Here is a 1,723-nt window from a genome sequence, read left to right as displayed (position 1 = left end):
GCATAATTAAACCTGTTCTTTGTGCTATTTTTATTACTCCTTTCATTTTTTCTAGATCTTCTCAATTTCTAAATCGTGAAAAATAAAACTTACATTGCAACTATTTACACTAAAAATCAATTTGTATAGTTTGAGTTTGTAGTCTTTTTGTAATTCTATAATATCAGGACAATCATCCTTTATTTCCCAATTATCTATTATAAAGCTTTTTATACCCCAATAAAACGCATTCAAAGGGTTGGGTTGAGTACTATTTATATACTCATCATCCATAATAAAACTATCTTGTTTTACCTTAGATAAATAATTTACAGTAATGACACCTATAAGTGTAATTTTCAGTTTATTTTTTCCAAAATCAGAGTAAATAAAAACTTCAAAGTCTCTGTGCGTATTTTTTTGGCAAAATGATGCAAAAGCACCATCAAAAATATAATACTTGGATAATTTATTTTTTATACTATTAATTGTATTCATGTTAAACAAGATTATTAAAATTCAAAATGCCAATTATCTCTCCCTAGCGTTTGTCCATTTAAAGGGTTTATTGGCTGACCATTATTATTATGAAATACCACATACCCTCTTGGCTTAGGATATGTTCCTGTAGTTGTAGGCTTCATTATTCTTATGGCATTTGCGTCAGAATTTAAAGGTGTTCCTTGAGGTACAAATTTAACACCTTGACCGTTATTAACAATTCTTGGAACATAATTATCGGGAATATTAATAGTTACTCTCACACCTTGAGGATTAACAACTACTTTCCCTTGAAAAGATTTTGCTGTCATTTCACTTAACGGAACCCTCCATTTACTAACTGTTCTCGTTGAATTAACTGTTGAATTAACAGGTAAGTTAGTAATCGCATGTCCAAAACTTGTAATTACATATGCCCACCATTCTGGTGAATGAACAGCATCACTCCACATGTTTTTTAAGCCTATCCAATAATCGCCTGCTGCCATTTCTATTTGAGCCTCTGAAGGAATTCCTTGCAGATAAAACAAATTAGCTGCTGAAGTATATAAGCTTATATTATTTTGAAAGTTATCTAATCCATCGGCTTTAATTAACATTTCTATACCATATAAAGGTAAGCCAGAACTATTAACTCTATAAGCAGTATAAAATACAAGGTTGTTGCCAATATCATAATGTGGTTTAAGGTGATAATCTCCTATTTGTATTTCGTTAGATGTACTATAAGATGAAAAATCTAATAAAACATTACTCTTGTATTTTGCTATTAAATACAATTCTACTGGGTTACCTGTTATAGGGTTTTGTATATTGTTTATAAATTGCGTTATGTCGTATTGTTTAAAATCCACTTCACCCTCATTCATCAACACCTCAATAGCTTGTTTAACAAAGGTTATGGCTTCTTCTAGGTAAGTGTTATCTAGATTTTTGTTGTTTTCTAAAAAGTTTTTAATTTCATTAGCCTCTATTAACTTTACTTCTAACCAATTTAATTCTGATGGACTTAAACTAAAATCTAATATGCTATTAATTCTAGATGCTAATAACTCTCCTTCATTTATAGTTGTCGGTGTTCCATCCCATGTTTTAGGTGACGTAACTATAACATCTCCTGAGTCAGGTTCATTCGTTGTTGAGCTTCCTCCTCCGCCACCATAACTAATATCGCCACTTTCAAAACAATTAGTATTCTCTACATACTTTCTATAAAGTCTACCATCATTAGCTTCATAACATG

Annotated in this window: 2 protein-coding genes; both read right to left on the bottom strand. The window is 30.6% G+C overall.

Translation table 11 applies throughout. From position 1 onward, the window contains the following. Positions 1-51: 51 nt before the first annotated feature. Positions 52-477, bottom strand: a complete 426-nt coding sequence (locus OU788_RS12225) for a hypothetical protein (protein WP_274635423.1) — start codon at positions 475-477, stop codon at positions 52-54. Positions 478-491: 14 nt separating this feature from the next. Beyond that, positions 492-1,723, bottom strand: a 1,232-nt coding sequence (locus OU788_RS12220) for a hypothetical protein (RefSeq protein WP_274635422.1), incomplete at its 5' end; no start/stop codon positions are given.

The sequence above is a fragment of the Tenacibaculum sp. L6 genome (assembly GCF_028823685.1).
In the GTDB taxonomy this organism is placed as follows: Bacteria; Bacteroidota; Bacteroidia; order Flavobacteriales; family Flavobacteriaceae; genus Polaribacter.
The sequence above is the reverse complement of the archived record's forward strand: the minus strand, read 5'-3'. Positions and strand labels throughout refer to the sequence as shown.

What these genes read in the sequence shown, in the direction of transcription:
- OU788_RS12225 (WP_274635423.1), bottom strand. Translation starts at nt 477, where the DNA reads ATGAATACAATTAATAGTATAAAAAATAAATTATCCAAGTATTATATT.